At 65.3% G+C, this 23629-nt stretch carries 24 protein-coding genes; 9 read left to right on the forward strand and 15 right to left on the reverse strand.

What is annotated here, in order from left to right:
- Positions 1-439: 439 nt before the first annotated feature.
- A complete protein-coding gene (gene tyrS / locus F3I16_RS00005; RefSeq protein WP_160491755.1) occupies positions 440-1639 on the reverse strand; it encodes a tyrosine--tRNA ligase in 1200 nt (399 codons plus the stop codon).
- Between the two features lie 179 nt (positions 1640-1818).
- On the opposite strand from tyrS, the gene F3I16_RS00010 reads away from it, so the two are divergent.
- Positions 1819-3222: a peptidoglycan DD-metalloendopeptidase family protein gene (locus F3I16_RS00010; RefSeq protein WP_160491756.1), complete on the forward strand. Its 1404-nt coding sequence runs from the start codon at positions 1819-1821 to the stop codon at positions 3220-3222.
- A 3-nt stretch (positions 3223-3225) separates the two neighbouring features.
- Positions 3226-4317 carry an anhydro-N-acetylmuramic acid kinase gene (locus F3I16_RS00015; protein WP_160491757.1) on the forward strand — a complete coding sequence of 364 codons (1092 nt, stop codon included), beginning with the start codon at positions 3226-3228 and terminating at the stop codon, positions 4315-4317.
- A gap of 58 nt (positions 4318-4375) precedes the next feature.
- On the opposite strand, the gene erpA is transcribed toward F3I16_RS00015, so the two are convergent.
- Both erpA and argC read right to left on the reverse strand, forming a co-directional pair.
- Positions 4376-4726, reverse strand: a complete 351-nt coding sequence (gene erpA, locus F3I16_RS00020) for an iron-sulfur cluster insertion protein ErpA (RefSeq protein WP_160082980.1) — start codon at positions 4724-4726, stop codon at positions 4376-4378.
- A gap of 99 nt (positions 4727-4825) precedes the next feature.
- Entirely contained in the window at positions 4826-5860 is a 1035-nt protein-coding gene (argC, locus tag F3I16_RS00025; RefSeq protein ID WP_160491758.1) for an N-acetyl-gamma-glutamyl-phosphate reductase, read from the reverse strand.
- A gap of 136 nt (positions 5861-5996) precedes the next feature.
- Here argC and hemJ point away from each other — a divergent pair, with 136 nt between their 5' ends.
- The 4 genes from hemJ to F3I16_RS00045 all read left to right on the forward strand — a co-directional run bounded on the left by hemJ (position 5997) and on the right by F3I16_RS00045 (position 9334).
- Entirely contained in the window at positions 5997-6422 is a 426-nt protein-coding gene (hemJ, locus tag F3I16_RS00030) for a protoporphyrinogen oxidase HemJ (protein ID WP_160082984.1), read from the forward strand.
- Between the two features lie 23 nt (positions 6423-6445).
- Complete coding sequence (locus F3I16_RS00035) at positions 6446-7408, forward strand: nitronate monooxygenase family protein (protein WP_160491759.1); 963 nt, start codon at positions 6446-6448, stop codon at positions 7406-7408.
- 87 nt (positions 7409-7495) lie between these two features.
- A complete protein-coding gene (locus F3I16_RS00040) occupies positions 7496-8494 on the forward strand; it encodes a DUF805 domain-containing protein (RefSeq protein ID WP_160491760.1) in 999 nt (332 codons plus the stop codon).
- A gap of 27 nt (positions 8495-8521) precedes the next feature.
- Positions 8522-9334, forward strand: a complete 813-nt coding sequence (locus F3I16_RS00045) for an SDR family oxidoreductase (protein ID WP_160491761.1) — start codon at positions 8522-8524, stop codon at positions 9332-9334.
- On the opposite strand, the gene F3I16_RS00050 is transcribed toward F3I16_RS00045, so the two are convergent.
- Positions 9321-10802, reverse strand: a complete 1482-nt coding sequence (locus tag F3I16_RS00050; RefSeq protein WP_160491762.1) for an AAA family ATPase — start codon at positions 10800-10802, stop codon at positions 9321-9323. The two genes, F3I16_RS00045 and F3I16_RS00050, sit on opposite strands and share 14 nt — an antisense overlap.
- Before the next feature lie 88 nt (positions 10803-10890).
- Here F3I16_RS00050 and F3I16_RS00055 point away from each other — a divergent pair, with 88 nt between their 5' ends.
- Together F3I16_RS00055 and coq7 are read left to right on the forward strand one after the other, a co-directional pair.
- Entirely contained in the window at positions 10891-11229 is a 339-nt protein-coding gene (locus F3I16_RS00055) for a histidine triad nucleotide-binding protein (protein ID WP_160491763.1), read from the forward strand.
- 96 nt (positions 11230-11325) lie between these two features.
- On the forward strand, positions 11326-11973 hold the full coding sequence (gene coq7 / locus F3I16_RS00060; protein ID WP_160491764.1) for a 2-polyprenyl-3-methyl-6-methoxy-1,4-benzoquinone monooxygenase: 648 nt from the start codon (positions 11326-11328) through the stop codon (positions 11971-11973).
- 178 nt (positions 11974-12151) lie between these two features.
- Here the strand turns inward: coq7 and speD are convergent, their stop codons facing one another.
- Positions 12152-12946, reverse strand: a complete 795-nt coding sequence (gene speD / locus F3I16_RS00065; protein WP_160491765.1) for an adenosylmethionine decarboxylase — start codon at positions 12944-12946, stop codon at positions 12152-12154.
- 215 nt (positions 12947-13161) lie between these two features.
- The gene (locus F3I16_RS00070) at positions 13162-13599 is read right to left on the reverse strand and encodes an OsmC family protein (protein WP_160491766.1); all 438 of its coding nucleotides are present in this window, start codon (positions 13597-13599) and stop codon (positions 13162-13164) included.
- A gap of 241 nt (positions 13600-13840) precedes the next feature.
- Between F3I16_RS00070 and crp the strand changes: the two genes are divergently transcribed.
- A complete protein-coding gene (crp, locus tag F3I16_RS00075) occupies positions 13841-14485 on the forward strand; it encodes a cAMP-activated global transcriptional regulator CRP (RefSeq protein WP_160083001.1) in 645 nt (214 codons plus the stop codon).
- A 59-nt stretch (positions 14486-14544) separates the two neighbouring features.
- Here the strand turns inward: crp and trpC are convergent, their stop codons facing one another.
- The 9 genes from trpC to F3I16_RS00120 form a co-directional block, all read right to left on the reverse strand.
- The gene (gene trpC, locus F3I16_RS00080; protein ID WP_160491767.1) at positions 14545-15381 is read right to left on the reverse strand and encodes an indole-3-glycerol phosphate synthase TrpC; all 837 of its coding nucleotides are present in this window, start codon (positions 15379-15381) and stop codon (positions 14545-14547) included.
- Positions 15378-16424, reverse strand: a complete 1047-nt coding sequence (trpD, locus tag F3I16_RS00085; RefSeq protein WP_160491768.1) for an anthranilate phosphoribosyltransferase — start codon at positions 16422-16424, stop codon at positions 15378-15380. Before trpD ends, trpC begins: the two co-directional genes overlap by 4 nt.
- A gap of 1 nt (position 16425) precedes the next feature.
- Positions 16426-17019 carry an aminodeoxychorismate/anthranilate synthase component II gene (locus F3I16_RS00090; protein WP_160491769.1) on the reverse strand — a complete coding sequence of 198 codons (594 nt, stop codon included), beginning with the start codon at positions 17017-17019 and terminating at the stop codon, positions 16426-16428.
- Between the two features lie 13 nt (positions 17020-17032).
- Positions 17033-18514 carry an anthranilate synthase component I gene (trpE, locus tag F3I16_RS00095; RefSeq protein WP_160491770.1) on the reverse strand — a complete coding sequence of 494 codons (1482 nt, stop codon included), beginning with the start codon at positions 18512-18514 and terminating at the stop codon, positions 17033-17035.
- A gap of 93 nt (positions 18515-18607) precedes the next feature.
- Positions 18608-19399: a phosphoglycolate phosphatase gene (locus tag F3I16_RS00100; protein ID WP_178116642.1), complete on the reverse strand. Its 792-nt coding sequence runs from the start codon at positions 19397-19399 to the stop codon at positions 18608-18610.
- A 44-nt stretch (positions 19400-19443) separates the two neighbouring features.
- On the reverse strand, positions 19444-20118 hold the full coding sequence (gene rpe, locus F3I16_RS00105; RefSeq protein ID WP_160491772.1) for a ribulose-phosphate 3-epimerase: 675 nt from the start codon (positions 20116-20118) through the stop codon (positions 19444-19446).
- Between the two features lie 206 nt (positions 20119-20324).
- Positions 20325-21152: an ABC transporter permease gene (locus F3I16_RS00110; protein WP_160491773.1), complete on the reverse strand. Its 828-nt coding sequence runs from the start codon at positions 21150-21152 to the stop codon at positions 20325-20327.
- A 16-nt stretch (positions 21153-21168) separates the two neighbouring features.
- Positions 21169-22416, reverse strand: coding sequence for an ABC transporter permease (locus tag F3I16_RS00115; protein ID WP_160491774.1), 1248 nt, complete (start codon positions 22414-22416; stop codon positions 21169-21171).
- 117 nt (positions 22417-22533) lie between these two features.
- Positions 22534-23574: an ABC transporter substrate-binding protein gene (locus tag F3I16_RS00120; RefSeq protein ID WP_160491775.1), complete on the reverse strand. Its 1041-nt coding sequence runs from the start codon at positions 23572-23574 to the stop codon at positions 22534-22536.
- Between the last annotated feature and the right edge of the window lie 55 nt (positions 23575-23629).

Below are 23629 nucleotides of genomic sequence, written 5' to 3' on the forward strand. Positions count from 1 at the left end.
CTCCACAAGCACCCACACGAATTGCTTGATTCAAGTTGTTAAAGAGCGTTTCGATTAAGTCTTTCGTCTCAACCGAGGCCGCGCATTCTACAGCAGCCTTTCTTTCCGTCAACCAGTTTCGAAGAATTTTTCGTTTCCTCTCAACCGCTTGGCGCTTCCGATCTGCTTTCGCTTCACATCAGCGGGAGGCGAATTCTACAGCGTTCAAACTCGCTGTCAACTACCTCTTTCCAGCTTGCCCAGCTCTTTCGAACCGAAGCACTGACAGGATCAAACCACCACTATGCCAATCCGGCGCATTCTACTCAAATCCGCCACCGCCGCAACCTTTATTTTCTTCCAACCTCTTGTTTAACAAGGAGTTTTCAGATCAGGCCGCGCCAGAAGAGGTGCGCATTATAGGCTTGGAAAATTAGCCGTCAACGCCTTTCTTAAACTTCTACTCCGCTTTTAGCGATATACGCGCAAACGCCTTCTTGCCCGCCTGGCAAACATGCACAGCGCCGAGCTTGAACACGAAGCCGCGCTCCACCACTTCGCCATCCACCTTGACCCCACCCGAACCCAGCAGATCGCGGGCAACGGCTGCATTTTTCACCAAGCCCGCCTTATTAAGGACGGAAGATATGGGCATATCCTCGACAGACAGCAGCTCGATCTCCGGCAGGTCTTCCGGGAGCTCGCCATCCTTCATGCGATTGCCCGCAGAGCGATGCGCAGTAGCTGCCGCTTCCTCGCCATGGAAGCGCGCAACGATCTCCTCGGCCAGCTTGATCTTGATGTCGCGGGGATTGGCACCCGTATCGACATCCGCCTTGAACCGCTCGATCTCCTCCATGGAACGGAAGCTGAGCAATTCGAAGTAGCGCCACATCAAGGCATCCGGCATCGAGACCAGCTTGTTGTACATGACGCCCGGAGCTTCCTGGATACCTATATAGTTGCCCAACGACTTGGACATCTTCTTCACGCCATCCAGGCCTTCAAGCAATGGCATGGTCACGACGCACTGCGACTCCTGCCCATAGGCACGCTGCAGCTCGCGCCCCATCAGCAGATTGAATTTCTGATCGGTACCACCCAGCTCCACATCGGCGCGCAATGCCACCGAGTCGTAGCCCTGCACCAGCGGATAGAGGAACTCGTGAATGGCAATCGGCTGATTGCTGCTGTAACGCTTGTCGAAATCGTCACGCTCGAGCATGCGCGCCACCGTGTACTGGGACGCCAGGCGAATGAAGTCGGACGGCTTGAGCTGATCGATCCAGGTGGAGTTGAACGCCACCTCGGTTTTCGCCGGGTCAAGGATCTTGAACACCTGTGCCTTATAGGTTTCGGCGTTCTCCAGCACCTGCTCACGGGTCAGCGGCGGGCGCGTGGCACTCTTGCCACTGGGGTCGCCGATCATCCCGGTGAAGTCGCCGATCAGGAAAATCACCTGATGCCCAAGCTCCTGAAACTGACGCAGCTTATTGATCAGTACGGTATGGCCCAGGTGCAGATCCGGCGCGGTTGGGTCGAAGCCAGCCTTGATCCGCAACGGCTGACCGCGCTTGAGCTTCTCTACCAGTTCCGCCTCGACCAGGACTTCTTCCGCACCGCGCTTGATCAGCGCCAGCTGCTCTTCAACCGACTTCATGACAGGACTCGTCGCCACTCAAAAACAAAAGGGAACCAACCATACAAGATCACTGACCAATTACAAGCTCTGCAGCGGGACATGCCGCTGGGCCGATGCACAGCCCACAGGGTTGCCTATAGCGAAATTTGATTATATTTTAGTCAGTTAATGCATTCTTCCAAGAAACACCCTTAGCCATGACGCATTCTGTCCCCAAAGTCCCGCCCTATCCGAGGAGCCACTTGCTGGCCGCCAGCGGCGTAGCGGCGCTACTGAGCCTGGCCTTGCTGGTGTTCCCGTCGCGCGAAGTCGAGGCGAAGAAGACCTATTTGAACCTCGAGCTGGAGAACGGCTCCGAGCAGGTACTGCAGGAGAAGGACGACCTCCGACAAGCGCTCTCCTCTGAGGAAGGGAGCGCCTCGCCGTTCAGCACCGCCAGCCTCACCGAGAAGAACAGCGCCGACACAAGCGCGAAGCAAGAAACCCCACCCGCAGATCCGTTGCAGAAAGCCGTGACCGTCGGCAACGGCGACACCCTGTCCACCGTCTTTGCCCAGGTCGGCCTGAACGCCAACGACCTGCACGAAGCGCTGAGCAGCAGCAAGGACGCCAAGCAACTGAGCCGTCTGAAGATCGGCCAGGTCCTGGAGTTCAAGCTGACCAGCGACGGCAAGCTGGACAGCGTGCGCAGCAAGCTCAGCGACCTGGAAAGCATTGCCCTGACGCGCACCGACAAGGGCTACAGCTTCAAACGCGAGCTGGTCAAACCGGACGTGCGCACCGCTTACTCCCACGGCGTGATCGACAGCTCGCTGTTCCTCTCGGCCAAGCGCGCAGGCCTGTCGCACAGCCTGACCATGGACCTGGCCAATGTATTCGGCTACGACATCGACTTCGCCCTGGATATCCGCGAAGGCGACGAGTTCGAGGTGATCTACGAGGAGCACGTGGTCAACGACAAGCAGGTCGGCAATGGCAACATCCTCGCCGCCCGCTTCACCAACCGCGGCAAGACCTACACCGCCGTGCGCTACACCAGCAAGCAGGGCGTGACCAGCTACTACAATGCCGACGGCCAGAGCATGCGCAAGGCCTTCATCCGCACGCCGGTGGACTTCGCCCGCATCAGCTCGCGCTTCTCCATGGGCCGCCGACACCCGATCCTGAACAAGATCCGCGCCCACAAGGGTGTGGATTACGCTGCCCCGCGCGGCACCCCGATCAAGGCCGCCGGCGATGGCAAGGTCCTGCTGGCCGGACGCAAGGGCGGCTACGGCAATGCCGTGGTGCTCCAGCACGGCAATAGTTTCCGCACCCTCTATGCCCACATGCAGGGCTTTGCCAAGGGTGTGCGCACCGGCGGCAGCGTCAAGCAGGGGCAGATCATCGGCTATATCGGTACCACCGGCCTGTCGACCGGCCCGCACCTGCACTACGAGTTCCAGGTCAACGGCCGCCATGTCGATCCGCTGAGCCAGAAGCTGCCAATGGCCGATCCGATCGCGCGCAACGAGAAGTCGCGCTTCATGCAACTGAGCACACCGCTGATGGCCCGCATGGATCAGGAAAAGAAAACCATCCTGGCCATGAACAAGCGCTGAGCCATGCCGCGCTACCTGGGGGTGATGTCCGGCACCAGTCTCGACGGACTGGACATCGCCCTGATCCAGCAGGATCAGCACCCCATCCTGCTCGCCAGCCACTACCTCCCCATGCCGGCGGATCTGCGCGCAGAGCTGCTGGCTCTGTGCGCACCGGGTCCGGACGAACTGGCCCGCGCCGCGCTTGCCGAAAACCGCTGGGTCGCCCTGGCGGCCGAGGGCATCGCCAGCCTGCTCGCCAGCGAACGACTGAGCCCCGCCGACATCCGCGCCATCGGCAGCCACGGCCAGACCGTGCGCCACGAACCGGCCCGTGGCTTCACCGTGCAGATCGGCAATCCGGCCTTGCTCGCCGAACTGACCGGCATCCCGGTGGTCGGCGACTTCCGCCGCCGCGACGTGGCCGCCGGCGGCCAGGGCGCGCCCCTGGTGCCCGCGTTCCATGAGGCCCTGTTCGATGACGGCAGCAGCCACCGCGCCGTGCTCAATATCGGTGGCTTCAGCAACCTCAGCCTGCTCAGCCCCGGCCAGCCGGTCCATGGCTTCGACTGTGGCCCCGGCAATGCCCTGCTGGATGCCTGGATTCAGCAGCATCACGGCGCCAGCTTCGACCGCGACGGTGCCTGGGCCGCCAGCGGGCAGTGCGACGAAGACCTGCTGCAAGCCCTGCTCGGCGACAGCTTCTTCCAGCACCGCGGCCCGAAAAGCACCGGTCGCGAGCTGTTCAACCTGCCCTGGCTGGAACGGCACCTGGCCGCCCTGCCTGCCATCGATGCCAGCGCCGTGCAGCGCACCCTGCTGGAGCTGACCGCCCGCAGCATTGCCGACTCGCTGTGCCAGGCCCAACCCGGGACCGAGGAGCTGCTGGTCTGCGGCGGCGGCGCGCACAACGGCGCCCTGATGACCCGCCTACAGGAACTGCTGCCGCAAACGCGCGTAGCCAGCACCGCGAGCAAGGGCGTGCCGCCGGACTGGATCGAGGCCATGGCCTTTGCCTGGCTGGCCCACTGTTGCCTGGAAGGCATCGCCGGCAACCGGCCGAGCGTGACCGGCGCCAAGGGCCTGCGCGTACTCGGCGCCCTGTACCCGGCCTGAAAACCCGCGGGCACAAAAAAGCCGCGCCCAGGCGCGGCTTTTTGATTCTTCAGCGAAGTCAGATCGAGAATGACGATCCGCAACCGCAGGTGGTGCTGGCATTCGGATTCTTGATCACGAAGCGCGAGCCTTCCAGGCCTTCCTGGTAGTCGACTTCGGCGCCGGCCAGGTACTGGAAGCTCATCGAATCGACCACCAGGCTGACGCCCTCGCGCTCGACTATGGTGTCGTCTTCGGCCACGTCTTCATCGAAGGTGAAGCCGTACTGGAAGCCCGAGCAGCCGCCACCGGTAACAAACACGCGCAGCTTGAGGCGCGGGTTGCCTTCCTCATCGACCAGGCTCTTCACCTTGTTCGCCGCGCCCTGCGTGAACTGCAGCGGGGTGGGTGTGAAGGTTTCGACGCTCATCTTGCTGATCTCCCGGCGCCAGGCGCCATGTTACGTACTGCTGGGGCAGGGATTATCCGCTTACCCCAGCAAAGCGGTCAACTATTCACCGGCCGCCGGTCATGGCAACAGGGCGGCATGGGCCAGGCCCAGGCGCTCGTCCAGGCCGCAGAGGATGTTCATGTTCTGCAGGGCCTGGCCGGAGGCGCCCTTGACCAGGTTGTCGATGGCCGACAGCACCACCACCAGTTCGCCGCCCTGCGGCCGGTGCACGGCGATGCGGCAGACGTTGGCGCCGCGCACGCTGCGGGTTTCCGGATGGCTGCCGGCCGGCATCACGTCGACGAACGGCTCGTTGGCATAACGCTTCTCGAACAGCGCCTGCAGGTCGACGCCGCGATCGGCCACGGTGGCGTACAGGGTGGCATGGATGCCGCGGATCATCGGTGCCAGGTGCGGCACGAAGGTCAGGCCGACCGGGCCGCCTGCCGCGCGGCGCAGGCCCTGGCTGATCTCCGGCAGGTGGCGGTGGCCCTTGACCGCATAGGCCATCATGCTTTCGCTGGTTTCGCAGAGCAGCGAGCCGACCTTGGCGCCGCGCCCGGCGCCGCTGACACCGGACGCGCAGTTGGCGATCAGCCGGCTGGGGTCGGCCAGGCCGGCTTCCAGCAGCGGGATCAGGCCGAGTTGGGTGGCGGTCGGGTAGCAGCCGGGGACGGCGATCAGGCGCGCGCCCTTGATCGCCTCGCGATTCACTTCCGGCAGGCCGTAGACCGCCTCGGGCAGCAGCTCCGGCGCACCGTGCGGCTGGCCGTACCACTGCGCCCACTCCTCGGCATCCTGCAGGCGGAAGTCGGCGGACAGGTCGATCACCCGGGTACCGGCGGCCAGCAGCTCGCCGGCCAGGGCATGGGCCACGCCGTGCGGGGTAGCGAAGAACACCACGTCACAGGCACCCAGGGTGGCCACGTCCGGCATGCTGAACGCCAGGTTGTCGTAGTGGCCGCGCAGGTTCGGGTACATGTCGGCAACCTTCACCCCGGTCTCGGAGCGCGAGGTAATCACCGCCACTTCAGCCTGCGGGTGCTGCGCCAGCAGGCGCAGCAGTTCGACCCCGGTGTAGCCCGTGCCGCCAACGATACCGACCTTGACCATCACTTAACCCTCACAGCCAGTCCAGAAAGGCTGCCGATGATAAAGCCCGCCGGGGCTGCGGCCAACCTCGAGGGTGACGTAAGGACAAGGCTTTCACTACTATCGACGCTATTCATTCGCTGTCGGGAAGCTTTCGATGCTCTATCTCTGGGTCAAGGCCCTGCACATCATCGCCATGGTCTGCTGGTTCGCCGGGCTGTTCTACCTGCCGCGCCTGTTCGTCTACCACGCCATGAGCGAGGACGAGACCAGCCAGCAGCGCTTCTGCGTGATGGAGCGCAAGCTGTACCGCGGCATCATGAACCCGTCGATGATCGCCACCGTGCTGCTCGGCGGCTGGCTGCTCTACCTCAATCCGGCCTGGCTGCAGATGGGCTGGCTGCACGCCAAGCTGTTGCTGGTCGTGGTGCTGATCGGCTACCACCACACCTGCGGCGCCCAGCTCAAGCGCTTTGCCCGCGGCGAGAACGCCCGCAGCCATGTGTTCTATCGTTGGTTCAATGAAGCCCCAGTGCTGTTATTGCTGGGCATCGTCATCCTGGTGGCGGTCAAGCCCTTCTGAGCCCCATAACAAGAGGAAGTCCCATGTCCCTGCCCGCCCTGCTCGATCAACGCCTGCGCCTGCCGGTGGTCGCCGCCCCGATGTTCCTGGTCTCCACCCCGCCCCTGGTCCTGGCCTGCTGCAACAATGGCGTGGTCGGCAGCTTCCCGGCCCTCAACCAGCGCGACAGCGGCGGTTTCAAGGCCTGGCTGGAGGAAATCAGCGCCGGGCTCAACGCCGACGCCGCTCCCTACGCGGTGAACCTGATCGTGCACGGCAGCAACCCGCGCCTGCAGGCCGACCTGGCGATCTGCGTGGAGCACAAGGTGCCGCTGGTGATCACCAGCCTGGGGGCGGTCAAGGAAGTGGTGGACGCGGTGCACAGCTACGGCGGCCTGGTGTTCCATGACGTGACCACCCGCCGCCATGCCGAGAAGGCCGCCGAGGCCGGCGTCGACGGGCTGATCGCGGTGGCTGCCGGCGCCGGTGGGCATGCCGGGACCTGGAGCCCGTTCGCCCTGCTCGCCGAGATCCGCCAGTTCTTCGACAAGACCCTGCTGCTGGCCGGCTGCCTGAACAATGGCCATGAGATCCTCGCCGCCCAGCTGCTCGGCGCCGACCTGGCCTACCTCGGCAGCCGCTTCATCGCCACCCGCGAGAGCAATGCCGACATGGCCTACAAGCAGATGATCCTGAATGCCCAGGCCGCCGACATCGTGCACACCCCGGCGGTCTCCGGAGTCCCGGCCAGCTTCATGCGCCAGAGCCTGGAGCAGGCCGGCTATGACCTCAAGCGCCTGCAGGACAAGGGCGACATCAACTACGGCGAGAAGCTTAAGCCGATGGACGAGGAAGCCAAGGCCTGGAAGACCGTGTGGTCGGCCGGCCAGGGCGTCGGCGGCATCCGCGACCTACCCAGCGTGAGCGAGCTGATCGCCCGTCTCGACGCGGAGTACCGCCGCGCCCAGGGCCTGGCCGGGCAACTGGCCCAGCGCTGGCCGCGCTGAGCAGAAAATTGCGCAGTCGAGTGCTTGTCCGCACCCGGCGAAATACTTAGGCTCACGACATTCCAACACGCTGACAGGGACGCACGCATGACCGAAGCCCGCTACAAGATCGTGTTCACCGGCGAACTGATGCCCGAGGCGGCACTGGACACCGTGAAAGACAACCTGGCCCGCCTGTTCAAAAGTGATCGCCAGAGGATCGAGGCGCTGTTCAGCGGTGCCGCCGTGGCGCTCAAGCGCGACCTGGCGGAAACCGAGGCCGACAAGTACCTGAGCGCCCTGCAGCAGGCCGGCGCGCGGGTGCGCAAGGAACCGGAAGCGAGCGCCAACCTGAGCCTGATGGACACCGACGACCATCGCCCGGCCGCCACTGCCGCCACTGACGCGCCGCCCGGCAGCGACAGCATGAGCTGCCCCAAGTGCGGCCATGAGCAGGCCAAGGCCGGCGAATGCGCGGCCTGCGGCATCATCATCGACAAGTACCTGGCGCGCCAGGCCCAGCAGGCCGCCATGACGGCACCGGCCAGCGCCGGCCTGGACGCCTCGCCCTACAGCACGCCCAAGGCCCAGGTCGCCGAGCTGCAGCCCGAGTTCGGCGAACTGCGGGTTTTCAGCGTGACCGGGCGCATTGGCCGGGTGCGCTACCTGGGCTGGTCGATGGCCATGGCTTTCGCCGCCATGGGCGTGGGCCTGCTGGCCGCATTGGGCACCGCCATTTCCCCGGCGATCGGCATCATCCTGGTCATCGCCCTGGCCATCGGCGCCATCGTGGTCGGCGTGCAGATCGGCGTGCAACGCCTGCATGACATCGGCTGGTCCGGCTGGCTGCTGCTGCTGAACCTGGTGCCGGTGGTCGGCGGCGTATTCTCCCTGATCATGCTGCTCGTGCCGGGCACCACCGACGCCAACCGCTACGGCCCGCCACCGCCGCCCAACAGCACCGGCGTCAAGCTGCTCGCCTGGTCCTGGCTTGCGGTTTTCGTTCTGGGTATTCTCGCCGCGATCGCCGTCCCGTCCTATCAGGGCTATCTCGAGCGAGCCCAAGAGGCGCAACTTGAGCAGAGCGCGCCTGACTACCAGGAATAAACGGTTAGCCATCGACCAGGACGGCCCATGCCCAGCTATGCACTGATTACCGGGGCCTCCAGCGGCCTCGGCCTGGCCCTGGCCGAGGCCCTGGCGCGCAAGGGGCGCAACCTGATCCTGGTGGCACGCCAGCGCGAGGCTCTGGAAAGCGTCGCCTGCGAGCTGAGCCAGCGCTTCGGCATCGAGGCGCTGCTGCGCGTCTGCGACCTGAGCGAGCCGCTGCGCCTGACCGGCCTGATCCAGGAGCTGGAGCAGGGCGAGCGGCGCATCGACCTGCTAGTGAACAACGCCGGCATCGGCAGCGCGGGGCTGTTCGTCGAGCAGGACTGGGGCCGCGAGCAGCAGCTGATCGAGCTGAACATCCTGGCCCTGTGCCGGCTGTGCCATGCCATCGGCCAGCACATGGTGCAGCAGGGCGGCGGACAGATTCTCAACGTCGCCTCGCTGGCGGCATTCCAGGCCGGCCCGCTGATGAGCAACTACTTCGCCAGCAAGGCCTATGTGCTGCACTTTTCCGAAGGCCTGCGCAGCGAGCTGGCGCCCTACGGGGTGAAAGTCTCGGTGCTGTGCCCGGGGCCGGTGGCGACCGCCTTCTTCCGCAACAGCCAGCTGTGCAGCCAGAGTCTGGAGCAACGCCAGCTGCTGGCCGACCCGGAGCAAGTGGCGCTGCTGGCCGTGCGCGGCCTGGAGAAGAACCGCGCCATCATCATCCCCGGGCGGCGCAACCGCCTGCTGTCACGCCTGTTGCGCCTGCTGCCGCGGGCCCTGGCCCGTTACCTCACGGCGCGCAGCATCCGCCCGCTGCTGCCGCGCAGCGACACGCCGACTAGCCGGCACTGACCGTACGCCCGGCGGCCCAGGCGCGCAGGGCCGCCAGGTCCTCGGCCATCACCACCGACAGCGGCGCCGTGGCCTGGATATTGTGCAGCAGCAGGGCCTGGTCCACCGACTGCTGGCGGGCCTGCGCGGCGTACAGGGCGCTGACCACCACCTGCTCGATCTCCGCACCGGAAAAGCCGGCACAGGCCGCCGCCAGCTCGGCCAGGTCGAACTGCTGCGGGTCGAGTTCGCGGCGCTGCAGGTGGATGGCGAAGATGTCCGCACGCACCGGCGCATCCGGCAGGTCGACGAAGAACAACTCGTCGAAGCGGCCCTTGCGCACCAGCTCCGGCGGCAGGCGGTGGATGGCGTTGGCGGTGGCGACCATGAACACCGGCGCCTTGCGCTCGGCCATCCAGGTCAGCAGGGTGCCGAGCACGCGCTGGCCGACGCCCTCGTCATGGTCGCCGGCGGACAGGCCCTTCTCCAGCTCGTCCATCCACAGCACGCAGGGCGCCATCTGCTCGGCCAGCTTGAGCGCCTCGCGCAGGTTGCGCTCGGTCTCGCCGAAGAACTTGTTGTACAGGCTGGCGAAATCCAGACGCAGCAGCGGCAGGCCCCACAGGCCGGCCACCGCCTTGGCTGCCAGGCTCTTGCCGCCGCCCTGCACGCCGACCAGCAGCAGGCCCTTGGGCATGTCCGCGGCCTTGCCGGCGAGGAAGATGTCCTGGCGCTCGCCCAGCCAGCGCTTGAGATTGCCCAGGCCGCCGACTTCGGCGAACTGCGCGGTGTCGTATTCGAAGCTGAGCACGCCCTCCAGGTCGAGCAGCTGGAATTTGGTCTTGTTCAGCTCCGGCAGGTCTTCCTGGGTGATCGCGCCATCGTCGCAGATCACGTTGCGCGCCAGCGCCCGCGCCTCGGCGTGGCTCATGCCGCGCAGGTTCTTCACCACCTGCTGCAGGGTGCGGTTGTCGGTGCGCACCCGGGCACCGCGATTGCGCTCGCTCCAGCGCGTCGCCTCGTCGCGGACGATGGCCAGCAGCTCCTCCTCGCGGGGCAGCGCCAGGCTGAAGCGCGCGGCATAGCGCTGCACTTCAGCAGGCAGTTTGAGGGCATGGGAGACCAGTACCAGGGTCGGCTTGTGCGGCGCCTCGTTCATCGCGACTTCCTTGAGCAGGCGCACCAGCTTGGGATTGTCGGCGAGGAACGGATGCAGGTCGCACAGCACGTACAGGTTGGGTTGCGGGTCGTGCTTGATCAGGCTGAGCGCCGCCTCGGCCTCGAAGCTCTCGCCGAGATCAGCCGGCTCGCCACCGAAGCCCAGGCGCTGCAGGCCTTCGGTCACCGACCAGGTGAACAGGCCGAGGCCGCGCTTGACCGCCAGGCCGGTCAGGGTCTCCAGCACGCGCTTCTCGTCCCAGGACTCGATCACCACCAGCTTGACCCTGGAGTCGAGTACCAGGCCCAGGTCATGAATATCGTTCTTCACCGCCACTCCTTGTGCGCCCCGCCGGCTGGCCGGGGCGGATACGCGCCATTACACTCGCAGGATACCCAAAGCCGCAGGAGGAATACCCGTGGACTGTCTGTTCTGCAAGATCGTCGCCGGGGAAATTCCCGCGCGCAAGATTTACGAAGACGACCAGGTGTTCGCCTTCCACGACATCGGCCCGCAGGCGCCGGTGCATTTCCTGGTGATCCCCAAACGCCACATCGCCACCCTGGGCGACCTCGGCGAGGACGACCGCCCCCTGCTCGGGCACGTCGTCTACACCGCCCAGCGCCTGGCCCGGGAGCTGGGCTGTGCCGAAGGCTTTCGCGTGGTGATGAACTGCAACGATCTAGGCGGGCAGACCGTACATCACATTCACATGCACGTGCTCGGCCAGCGCCAGATGCACTGGCCGCCGGGCTGAGCGCTCGCAGGGGCAAGCCGCGCCCTCTTGTCAGCCGTCAAATTTCTGCCCGCGGGTTCAGGTAAACTGCTCGGCATGCTTTCCGTGGAGATGACCATGACCAGCGAACGCCAGTTTTCCCCCGTCGACCGTCTGCTGATGCAGGCCGATGCCGCCATGCGCACCCTGCTGCCGTTCAGCGGGGCGCCGGCGCGCCCGTCGCCGGCCATCGTGCAGAACGAGGCGGCGCTGAGCGCTGACGATGCCCGCCATGTGGCCGGGCTGATGCGCATCAACCACACCGGCGAGGTTTGTGCCCAGGCGCTGTACCAGGGCCAGGCGCTGACCGCCAAGCTGCCGCAGGTGCGCAAGGCCATGGAGCATGCCGCCGACGAGGAAATCGACCACCTGGCTTGGTGCGAGCAGCGCATCCGCGAACTGGGCAGCCACCCGAGCGTGCTCAACCCGCTGTTCTATGGCCTGTCCTTCGGCGTCGGCGCGGTCGCCGGGCTGATCAGCGACAGGGTCAGCCTGGGCTTCGTCGCCGCCACCGAGGATCAGGTGGTCAAGCATCTGGACGAACACCTGGAGCAGATTCCCCACGACGACGCCAAGACCCGCGCCATCCTCGAGCAGATGCGCGAGGACGAGGAACACCACGCCACCAGCGCCATCGAGGCCGGCGGCCTGCGCTTCCCGGCGCCGGTCAAGTTCGGCATGAGCCTGCTGTCCAAGGTGATGACCAAAAGCACCTACCGCATCTAACGATCTCTTGATCGTCGGCCATGCCGCGTTGAAATCGGGCTCGGGCTGCTCATTTACAGCTCGTAAACTCCGCGCCCTCGCCCGATTTCGCCTTGCCTGGCTCTAGCTCAATAAATCGTAAACAGGTTCTAAAAATGAAAAAGGGCGCCCAGCGGCGCCCTTTTTCGTTGCGGGACAGTCAGCGCGGCATGTTGCGCGCGTAGAAGATCTCCAGCATTTCATGGCGCACGCGCGCCTCGATCTGCTGGCGCTGCTCGGCGGTCAGGTTGCTGGCTGCGTCGCCGAACAGGTAGTTGTCCAGTTCGAAGTCCTTGAGCAGCATCTTGGTGTGGAACAGGTTCTCCTGGTACACGTTGACGTCCGTCATCTGGTAGGCGTCCTGGGTGTCTTCGGAGAGGTAGTTCTGGATCGAGTTGATCGCGTGGTCGATGAAGTGCTTCTTGCCTTCCACGTCACGGGTGAAGCCGCGTACCCGGTAGTCGACGGTGACGATGTCCGAGTCGAACTGGTGGATCAGGTAGTTGAGCGCCTTCAGCGGCGAGATCACCCCGCAGGTGGACACATCGATGTCGACACGGAAAGTCGCGATACCCTCGACCGGATGGATTTCCGGGTAGGTGTGCACGGTGATGTGGCTCTTGTCCAGGTGCGCCAGGATGGTCTCCGGCAGCGGCCCTGGCGATTCCTCGATCTGGCTGTCGGTCGGGGTGACCGGCTGCTCGGAAATCAGGATGGTCACGCTGGCGCCTTGCGGGTCGTAGTCCTGACGGGCGATGTTCAGGATATTGGCGCCGATGATGTCGACAACATCGGTGAGGATCTGCGTCAGGCGCTCGGCGTCGTACTCGGTGTTGATGTACTGGACGTAGGCCTGCTGGTCTTCCGGCGTTTCCGCGTAGCAGATGTCATAGATGTTGAAGCTCAAGGTCTTCGTCAGGTTGTTGAACCCGTGGAGCTTGAGTTTGCTTTTCACCGTTGAAAACTCTCTGTGTGGATGCGGCTCTGCCGCGTGATCGAGCATGCCCGTCAACTGCGAACGACGCAGCTGCGTAGGACGGTTAACACCTCTTCGCGATGGCGATTGTGGGTATGGTTTGGGGCACGGGTCCGGCCCCGAAAAAGGCGCGCATTATGCAGAGCGACGGCCCCGACTGCCATAGTCTAGGCCGCCTTTGTGATGCGTGGGTGTCAGGCCGAAACGGCTGCGCCCAGTTCGACGATTTCGTAATCATGGCTGATCTCGACGCCGGCGCGGCCGAGCATGATCGAGGCCGAGCAGTACTTCTCCGCCGACAGCTCCACCGCGCGCTTGACCTGGGCCTCCTTCAGGCCGCGGCCCTTGACCACGAAGTGCAGGTGGATCTTGGTGAACACCTTGGGGTCTTCGTCGGCGCGCTCGGCTTCGAGGAAGGCCTCGCAGCTTTCCACCGGCTGGCGCGACTTCTTGAGGATGCTGACCACATCGAAGTTGCTGCAGCCACCCAGGCCGAGCAGCACCATCTCCATGGGCCGCACGCCGAGGTTGCGCCCACCGGCCTCCGGCGGGCCGTCCATCACCACCACGTGACCGCTGCCCGATTCACCGAGGAACATCGCCTCGCCGGCCCACTGAATGCGCGCTTTCATCGCCTGGATTCTCCACTGCCCGAAAAAAGGCGCCCAGCTTATCACAGCGCTCTACCGCGTCAGCTCCGGGCGGGGCGAGGCAGTTTAGCGGCAGGCAGTGTTAGCTACGTCGCAAATCGGCTTGCTGCACCTATCCGGTCTGTTAAGCTGGCCGCGGATAACTGGCACACTTGTTCAGATAACTAATAAAAAAATCGCCTGTTGGACAAAGGCTTACTCTTTTTTTCTTCGGGACTCGGGCATGGTAGCTATTACCCTTACACCTAAAATCAAGAACCTCGACAAACTCCTCGCACATTGCCATCGCCGCCGCTACACCGCCAAAAGCACCATCATCTATGCAGGTGATCGCTGCGAAACCCTGTTCTTCATCGTCAAGGGGTCGGTCACCATCCTGATCGAAGACGACGATGGCCGGGAAATGATCATCGCCTACCTCAATTCCGGCGACTTCTTCGGCGAAATGGGTCTGTTCGAGAAGGACGGCAGCGAGAAGGAACGCAGCGCCTGGGTGCGCGCCAAGACCGAATGCGAAGTGGCGGAACTGAGCTACGCCAAGTTCCGCGAGCTGACCCAGCAGGACCCGGAAATCCTCTACACCCTCGGCAGCCAGATGGCCGACCGCCTGCGCAACACCACGCGTAAGGTCGGCGACCTGGCCTTCCTCGACGTCACCGGCCGCGTGGCGCGCACCCTGCTCGACCTGTGCAAGCAGCCGGACGCCATGACCCACCCGGACGGCATGCAGATCAAGATCACCCGCCAGGAAATCGGCCGCATCGTCGGCTGCTCGCGCGAGATGGTCGGCCGCGTGCTCAAGTCCCTGGAAGAGCAGGGCCTGGTGCATGTCAAAGGCAAGACCATGGTGGTCTTCGGCACCCGCTGATCGGGACTGCCAGCCCCGATAAAAAACCCGCCAATCGGCGGGTTTTTTGTGCATGGCGCTCAGTCCGGGTCGGCGCCCAGCACCAGGCGACCCTTCTCCGGGAAGAACAGGCGGCGCAGCTCGGCCCCCGGCTCTTCGGCGCGCATGAAGGCTTCGCCGACCAGGAAGGCGTACACCTCGTTGATTTCCATCAGCTCGACATCGGCGCGATTGAGGATGCCGCTCTCGGTGATCACCAGGCGATCACGTGGCACGCGCGGCAGCAGGTCGAGGGTGGTTTCCAGGTTCACTTCGAAGCTGTGCAGGCTGCGGTTGTTGATGCCCACCAGCGGCGTGTCCAGGGTCTTCAGCGCGCGTTCCAGCTCATCGCCGTCGTGCACTTCGACCAGCACGTCGAGGCCGACGTCCTTGGCCACGCTGGCCAGCTCGGCCATGCGCGCGTCATCCAGGGCGGAGACGATCAGCAGCACGCAGTCGGCGCCGAGGGCGCGGGCTTCGACGATCTGGTAAGGGTCGATCATGAAGTCCTTGCGGATCACCGGCAGGCTGCAGGCGGCACGCGCCTGCTGCAGGTATTCGTCGGCACCCTGGAAGAAGTCGATATCGGTGAGCACCGACAGGCAGGTGGCGCCGCCGGCCTCGTAGCTGCGGGCGATCTGCGCCGGGTCGAAGTTCTCGCGCAGCACGCCCTTGCTCGGCGAGGCCTTCTTGACCTCGGCGATCACCGCCGCTTCCTTGCGCGCCGCCTGTTCCAGCAGCGCACGGGCGAAGCCACGCGGGGCATCGGCGCTACGCGCCGCCACCTCGACCTCGGCAAGGCCGACGCGCGCACGACGCGCCGCCACTTCCTCGGCCTTGCGGGCGAGGATCTTCTCCAGCACGGTGGGGATGCTCACGCTTCGTTCTCCTGCTTGAACACGGCGGTGAAGGACACCAGCTCGTCGAGTTTTTCCCAGGCCAGGCCGGTGTGCAAGGCGTCCTGCGCCAGCTGCACGCCTTCGCGGAAGCTGGTCGCATGGTCGGCGGCATACAGCGCGGCGCCGGCGTTGAGCACGATCATGTCGGCGGCCTTCAGGCCATTGTCGGTCTTGCGCTTGCCCAGCGCGTCGCGGATCAGCACCAGGGAGTCCTGCGCACCGTTCACGGTCAGGCCGATCAGGCTCTGGCTGCGGATGCCGAAGTCTTCCGGCTGCACGCGGTACTCGCTGATCACGCCGTCCTTCAGTTCGGCGACATGAGTCGGCGCGGCCAGGCTGACTTCGTCCAGACCGTCCTGGGCATGCACCACCAGCACATGCTCGCTGCCCAGGCGCTGCAGCACTTCGGCCAGCGGCCGGCACAGGGCCTGGCTGAACACGCCGAGCACCTGGTGCTTGACCCCCGCCGGGTTGGTCATCGGCCCAAGCATGTTGAAGATGGTGCGCAGGCCCAGTTCGCGGCGCGGGCCGATGGCATGCTTCATCGCGCCATGATGGGCCGGGGCGAACATGAAGCCGACGCCCACGGACTCGACGCAACGCGCCACCTGCGCGGGCGTGAGGTTGAGGTAGACCCCGGCCGCCTCCAGCAGGTCGGCACTGCCGCTCTTGCCGGATACCGCACGGTTGCCGTGCTTGGCCACCCGTCCGCCTGCCGCGGCGACCACGAAGGCGGCGGCGGTGGAGACGTTGAAGATGTTCATGCCGTCGCCACCGGTGCCGCAGGTGTCGACCAGGCGTTCGGCGTTGATCTGCACCGGCGCGGCCAGCTCGCGCATGACCTGGGCGGCGCCGACGATCTCGTCGATGGTCTCGCTCTTCATGCGCATGCCCATGAGGAACGCGCCGATCTGCGCGTCGGTGCACTGGCCGGTCATGATCTCGCGCATCACGTCCTGCATTTCCGCGGTGTTCAGGTCGAGCTGGTTGACCACCCGGTTGAGGGCTTCCTTGATATCCATGTCAGCGCACCCCGCCGCTCTGCTTGAGGAAATTGGCGAACAGTTCGTGGCCCTGTTCGGTGAGGATGGATTCCGGATGGAACTGCACCCCCTCGATATTCAGCGTCTTGTGGCGCAGGCCCATGATCTCGTCCACCGAGCCGTCTTCGCGCTGGGTCCAGGCGGTGACCTCCAGGCAATCCGGCAAGGTTTCGCGCTTGACCACCAGGGAATGATAGCGGGTCACGGTGAGCGGCTGGTTGAGGCCGGCGAACACGCCCTGGTTCTGGTGGTACACCGGGCTGGTCTTGCCGTGCATCACCTGGCGCGCGCGCACCACGTCGCCGCCGAAGGCCTGGCCGATGCTCTGGTGGCCCAGGCACACGCCGAGGATCGGCAGCTTGCCGGCGAAATGCAGGATGGCCGCGATGGACACCCCGGCTTCGGTCGGCGTGCACGGGCCGGGCGAGACCACGATGCGCTCGGGCTGTAGCGCCTCGATCTCGGCGATGGTGAGCTCGTCGTTGCGGATCACCTGGACGTCGGCACCCAGCTCGCCCAGGTACTGCACCACGTTGTAGGTAAAGGAGTCGTAGTTGTCGATCATCAGCAGCATGTTGGAAGCTCCCTTACTTTACGGACTGTTCGGCGAGGCTGACCGCGCGGAACATGGCGCGACGCTTGTTCAGGGTTTCTTCCCACTCCAGAGCCGGCTGCGAGTCGGCGACGATGCCGGCACCGGCCTGTACATGCAGCTCGCCGTCCTTGATCACCGCGGTGCGGATGGCGATGGCGGTGTCCATGTTGCCGTTCCACGCCAGGTAACCCACGGCACCGCCGTAGACCCCGCGCTTGACCGGCTCCAGCTCGTCGATGATTTCCATCGCGCGCACTTTCGGCGCACCGGACAGGGTGCCGGCCGGCAGGATGGCGCGCAGGGCGTCCATGGCCGACAGGCCTTCCTTGAGCTGGCCGGTGACGTTGGAGACGATGTGCATGACGTTGGAGTAGCGCTCGATCACCATCTGCTCGGTGACTTTCACCGAACCGGTGGACGACACGCGACCGACATCGTTGCGCCCCAGGTCGATCAGCATCAGGTGCTCGGCCAGTTCCTTGGCGTCGGACAGCAGGTCCTTCTCCAGCTCCAGATCGGCCTCTTCGCTGGCGCCGCGCGGGCGAGTGCCGGCGATCGGGCGCACCGTGACCAGGTTGTCCTCGACGCGCACCAGCACTTCCGGCGAGCTGCCGACCACATGGAAGTCGCCGAAATTGAAGAAGTACATGTAGGGCGTCGGGTTGATGCAGCGCAGCGCGCGGTACAGGTCGATCGGCGCGGCCTGGAACGGAATCGACATGCGTTGGGAGATCACCACCTGCATGCAGTCGCCGGCCAGGATGTATTCCTTGATCGCCAGCACCGCCGCCTCATAGTCGTCGCGTTTGAAGCTGGAGACGAAGTCCGGCTCGGCACCGATCGGCGCGGCCAGGTCGACGCCCAGACGCGGGGCGATCGGCTGGCGCAGCTGGTCCAGCAGTTGCGCCAGGCGCGCCTGGCCCTGCTCGAAGGCATCGGCCTGGCTAGGGTCGGCGAGGACGATGGCGTGCATCTTGCCGGCCAGGTTGTCGAACACCACCACCGCGTCGGAGACCATCAGCAGGATATCCGGGGTGCCCAGCGGGTCCGGATTGGGGCTGGCGCCGAGCTTGGTCTCGACGTAGCGCACGCTGTCGTAGCCGAAGTAACCGACCAGGCCGCCGTTGAAACGCGGCAGGCCGGCCAGGGTCGGCACCTTGTAGCGGGCCTTGAACTGCTCGACGAACGCCAGCGGGTCGGCGCAGTCGTCATGCCGCTCGACCTCGACGCCATCGACACTGACGCTGACCCGGTGGCCATGGGCGCGCAGCACGGTACGCGCCTGCAGGCCGATGATGGAGAAGCGCCCCCACTTCTCGCCGCCCTGCACGGACTCCAGCAGGTAGGTGTTGGGCGCGTCGGCCAGTTTCAGGTAGATCGACAGCGGCGTGTCGAAGTCGGCCAGGGTTTCGAAGGCAAGCGGAATGCGGTTGTAGCCGTCGGCGGCCAAACGCAGGAATTCGTCGCGGGTCATGATGGATCAGCCTTGTGGCCGGAAGCCCGATGGCCTCCGGAAATCAAACAGTAGGGGGTACGCAACACGCGCCGGCAAGCCGGCCACACTCGATCAGGCGCGCCAGCGCCAACGGGCCAGGGCCTTGAGGATCTTCATGTTGGCTCGGCCGAGCCAGTGTTTGCGGGGAGCCACCACGGTGCGATCTCTTGGCTGCGGGTGTGCGGAAGGATTAGCCGACATTAGCCTAGCGTCCGCCGCGAAGCAACCGTCGGGCAGCAGCTGGCGCAGATCGTCGAGCACCGCCGCCGGGCCCTCCTCGGCAATCGGCCGGCCGTGGTTGTAGCCATAGCTCAGCGCCACGCAGGGTACGCCGGCGGCGCGGGCGGCCAGCACGTCGTTGCGCGAGTCGCCGATAAACAGCGCCTCGTGGGCGCCGATGCCGGCCAGACGCAGCACATGCAGCAGCGCTGCCGGGTCCGGCTTCTGCTGCGGCAGAGTGTCGCCGCCGATGATCCAGCGGAAGTAGCGGCCCAGCTTCATCTCGTCCAGCAGCGGGGCGACGAAGCGCTCCGGCTTGTTGGTGATCAGCGCCAGCTCCACGCCCTGCTTCTTCAGCCACTTGAGGCTGGCGATGACGCCCGGGTAGACGCTGCTGAGCTGATGGCTGCCGGCATAGGCCTGGTTGAACAGCTCCAGCGCCTGCGCGGTCTCGGCCTCGCCGACGCCGGCGTGTTCGATGTCGCCGGCCAGGGCGCGGCGCACCAGCACCCGCGCGCCGTTACCGACCCAGTCGCGCACCCGCTCGATGCCCGCGGCCGGGCGGCCGAGGCCGTGCAGCATCTGGTCGACGGCGGCGGCCAGGTCCGGCACCGAGTCGACCAGGGTGCCGTCCAGGTCGAACATCACCAGGCGCGGCAGCTTGCCGTCGAACAAGCCGTGGAGCAGGGTCACCCACGCACCTGGGCCAGCTCGGCGCGCATGGCGTCGATCACGGTCTTGTAGTCCGGCTGGTTGAAGATCGCCGAGCCGGCGACGAAGGTATCGGCACCGGCCGCGGCGATGGCGCCGATGTTCTGCACGTTGACCCCGCCGTCGATCTCCAGGCGGATCTGGCGACCGCTGGCGTCGATCAGCGCGCGCGCCTCTTTCAGCTTGTCCAGGGTGCCGGGGATGAACTTCTGCCCGCCGAAGCCGGGGTTGACGCTCATCAGCAGGATCATGTCGACCTTGTCCATCACGTACTTGAGCGCATCCAGCGGAGTGGCCGGGTTGAACACCAGGCCGGCCTTGCAGCCGCCGTCGCGGATCAGCTGCAGGGAGCGGTCGATGTGCTCGGAAGCTTCCGGGTGGAAGGTGATGTAGCTGGCGCCAGCCTCGATGAAGTCGCCGATGATGCGATCCACCGGCTTGACCATCAGGTGCGCGTCGATCGGCGCAGTGATGCCGTACTTGCGCAGCGCCGCGCAGACCATCGGGCCGATGGTCAGGTTGGGCACGTAGTGGTTGTCCATCACGTCGAAGTGGACGATGTCGGCGCCGGCGGCGAGGACCTTGTCGACTTCCTCGCCCAGGCGGGCGAAATCGGCGGAGAGAATCGACGGGGCGATGGCGAAGGATTGCATGGCGGCCTCAGGGCTGAATCACGGTGGCGCGATTGTAGCCTGACTCGCCGGCCGAGGCAGTTGTCGTATGTCAGGCCGTGGCTGTACAGGTGCAGGTTGCGGTTGAGCGTAGGTTGGGTTGAGCGCAGCGAAGCCCGACAGGCGTGCCAGCAGGCAACTCCGCCGCTGGGCTTCGGCGCTACGCGCCGCAACCCAACCTGCGTCACTCAACCCGGATTGGCGGTACGCATCTTCTCGCTGCGCCCGCGCAGCCACTCCAGGGTCAGCAGCATGACGATGGAGAAGCCGATCAGCAGGGTCGCCGCGGCGGCGATGGTCGGCGACAGGTTCTCGCGGATGCCGCTGAACATCTGCCGTGGCAGGGTGGCCTGCTCCGGGCCGGCGAGGAACAGGGTCACCACCACTTCGTCGAACGAGGTGGCAAAGGCGAACAGCGCACCGGAAATCACCCCGGGGGCGATCAGCGGCAGGGTCACCCGGCGGAACGTCGTCAGCGGCGAGGCGCCGAGGCTGGCCGCGGCGCGCACCAGGTTGTAGTTGAAGCCCTGCAGGGTCGCCGACACGGTGATGATGACGAACGGCACACCGAGCACCGCGTGCACCAGGATCAGCCCCAGATAGCTGTTGCCGAAGCCCATGGGGGCGAAGAACAGGTAGCTGGCGACACCGACGATGACCACCGGCGCCACCATCGGCGAGATCACCAGGCTCATCACCAGGGCCTTGCCGCGGAACTCGCCACGGGTCAGGCCGATCGACGCCAGGGTGCCGAAGACCATGGCCAGCACGGTGGCCGCGGGGGCGACGATCATGCTGTTGGTCAGCGAGCGCATCCACTCGGCCGAGGTGAAGAAATCCTCGTACCAGCGCAGGGAGAAGCCCTGCAGCGGGTAGACCAGGAAGCTGCCGGAGTTGAACGACAACGGAATGATCACCAGCACCGGCAGGATCAGGAACAGCAGCACCAGCGCGCACAGGCTGCGGTGGGCCCAGAACCAGGCACGTTCGATCGGCGATTTGTAGGGACTCAGCATCTCGATGTTCTCCTGATCAACCCAGACGCAGGCGGCTAGCGCCCACCAGCCAGCTGTACACCACGTAGAGCAGCATGGTGGCCAGCAACAGCAGGCCGCCGAGGGCCGTGGCCATGCCCCAGTTGATGGTAGTGTTGGTGTAGAAGGCGACGAAGTAGCTGATCATCTGGTCGCTCGGGCTGCCTAGCAGGGCCGGGGTGATGTAGTAGCCGATCGACAGGATGAACACCAGCAGGCTACCGGCGCCGACGCCGGCCAGGGTCTGCGGGAAGTACACCCGCCAGAAGCTGGCGAAGGGGTGGCAGCCCAGCGAGATGGCGGCACGCATGTAGCTCGGCGAGATGCCCTTCATCACGCTGTAGATCGGCAGGATCATGAACGGCAGCATGATGTGCACCATCGCCACGTAGACCCCGGTGCGGTTGAACACCAGTTGCAGCGGCTCGTCGATGATGCCCATGGCCATCAGCGCGCCGTTGATCAAGCCGCCCGACTGCAGCAGCACGATCCACGCCGCCACCCGCACCAGGATCGAGGTCCAGAACGGCAGCAGCACCAGAATCATCAGCAGGTTGCTGGTACGGGTCGGCAGGTTGGCCAGCAGGTAGGCCAGCGGGTAGGCCAGCACCAGGCAGATGGCGGTGATCACCAGGCTCATCCAGAAGGTGCGGGCGAAGATGTCCAGGTAGATGGCCTGATCCGGGGTGGCCGGAGCCAGCTCGCCGAGGTCGTCGATGCGATGATCGAGGGCCGCCAGCAGGTAGTAGGAGGTGAAGACGCTGTCGTTGCGGCGGATCACCTGCCAGTAGGCCGGGTCGCCCCAGCGCTCGTCGAGGGTTTCCAGGGCATCCTTGTAGGAGGCGGGCTCCTGCTTGAACGGCAGCGCACGGCCGGTCTTGGCCATCAGGCTGCGGTAGCCGGCCAGTTCCATGTTCAGGCGTTTGGACAGGTCACCGATGGTCTGCTGCTTGCGCGCCTCGGCCAGGTCCAGGCTGAGGGCCTTGTAGGCCGCCTCTTCCGGCAGGCCACGGCCATCCCAGGCGGCGATCGCCTCCACGGTACGCGGCAGGCTGCGCACCACTTCGGGGTTTTCCACGCTCTTGTACAGCAGGATGCCGATCGGCAGGATGAACACCACCACGAGGAACACCAGCAGTGGCAGGATCAGGCCCTGCGCCTTGAGGCGGTTGATCCGCTCGGCACGCGCCAGCTTCTGCTTCAGGGTGAGCCCGGCGAATTCGGTGAGGGAGACGGTTTCAGCCATTGCTAGCTCCGCTAAATCTGGCCGCGCGAGGCGGCAGGAAAAAAGAGATGAGGGTGCGCCCCAGGCGCCAGCCCTCATCCCCAGACCCTCTCCCGCAGGAGAGGGGGTGTTAGCAACTTACTTGGCGGCCCAGGCGTTGAAGCGCTGTTCCAGCTGCTCGCCGAAGTCGGCCCAGAAGGCCACGTTCATGGCGACCTGGCCGGCGATGTTTTCCGGGGTGGTCGGCATGTCCGCCAGCAGGGTCTTGTCGAGCAGCTCCACGGCATTCTTGTTGGCCGGGCCGTAGGCGATGTTCGACGAGTAGACCTTCTGCTGCTCAGGCTGCACGGTGAAGGCGGCGAAGGCCTTGGCCGCGTCGAGGTCCTTGGCACCTTTCGGGATGGCCCAGGAGTCGAAGTCGTAGACGCCGCCGTTCCACACCACCTTCAGATTGCTTTCCTTCTGCACGGCGGCGATGCGGCCGTTGTAGGCGGAGCTCATGACCACGTCGCCGGAGGCGAGGAACTGCGGCGGCTGGGCGCCGGCTTCCCACCACTGGATGTGCGGCTTGATCTCGTCGAGTTTCTTGAACGCGCGGTCCTGGCCTTCCTGGGTGGCGAGCACGGTGTAGACGTCTTTCGCCGCCACGCCGTCGGCCATCAGGGCGAATTCCAGGGTGTACTTGGCGCCCTTGCGCAGGCCGCGCTTGCCGGGGAATTTCTTCACGTCCCAGAAATCGGCCCAGCCGGTCGGCGCTGCAGCCAGCTTGTCGGCGTTGTAGGCGAGCACCGTGGACCACACGAAGAAGCCCACGCCGCATGGCTGCACGGCGCCGTCGATGTAGTTGGCGGCATCGCCGAACAGGGCCGGGTCGAGTTCCTCGAACAGGCCTTCGTCACAGCCGCGCGCCAGTTCCGGCGATTCCACTTCCACCAGGTTCCACGACACGCTGTTGGTGTCGACCATGGCTTTGACCTTGGCCATCTCGCCGTTGTACTCGCCGGCGATCACCTTGCCTTTGCCGGCCGCTTCCCAGGGCTGGTAGAAGGCCTTGGTCTGCGCCTCCTTGTTGGCGCCACCGAAGGAAATCACCGTCAGATCGGCGGCGGCCGCCTGGCCGGCGCAGGCCAGGCCGAGGGCCAGGGCGCCGAGGCGAAGGTTGCTGTGCAGTTTGCTCATTGTTGTTTTCTCCACGGTGCTGGGTTGGTAAGAGCCTATTTACAATCTGCTGCGC

Source organism: Pseudomonas sp. L-22-4S-12 (assembly GCF_009799935.1).
Taxonomy (GTDB): domain Bacteria; phylum Pseudomonadota; class Gammaproteobacteria; order Pseudomonadales; family Pseudomonadaceae; genus Aquipseudomonas.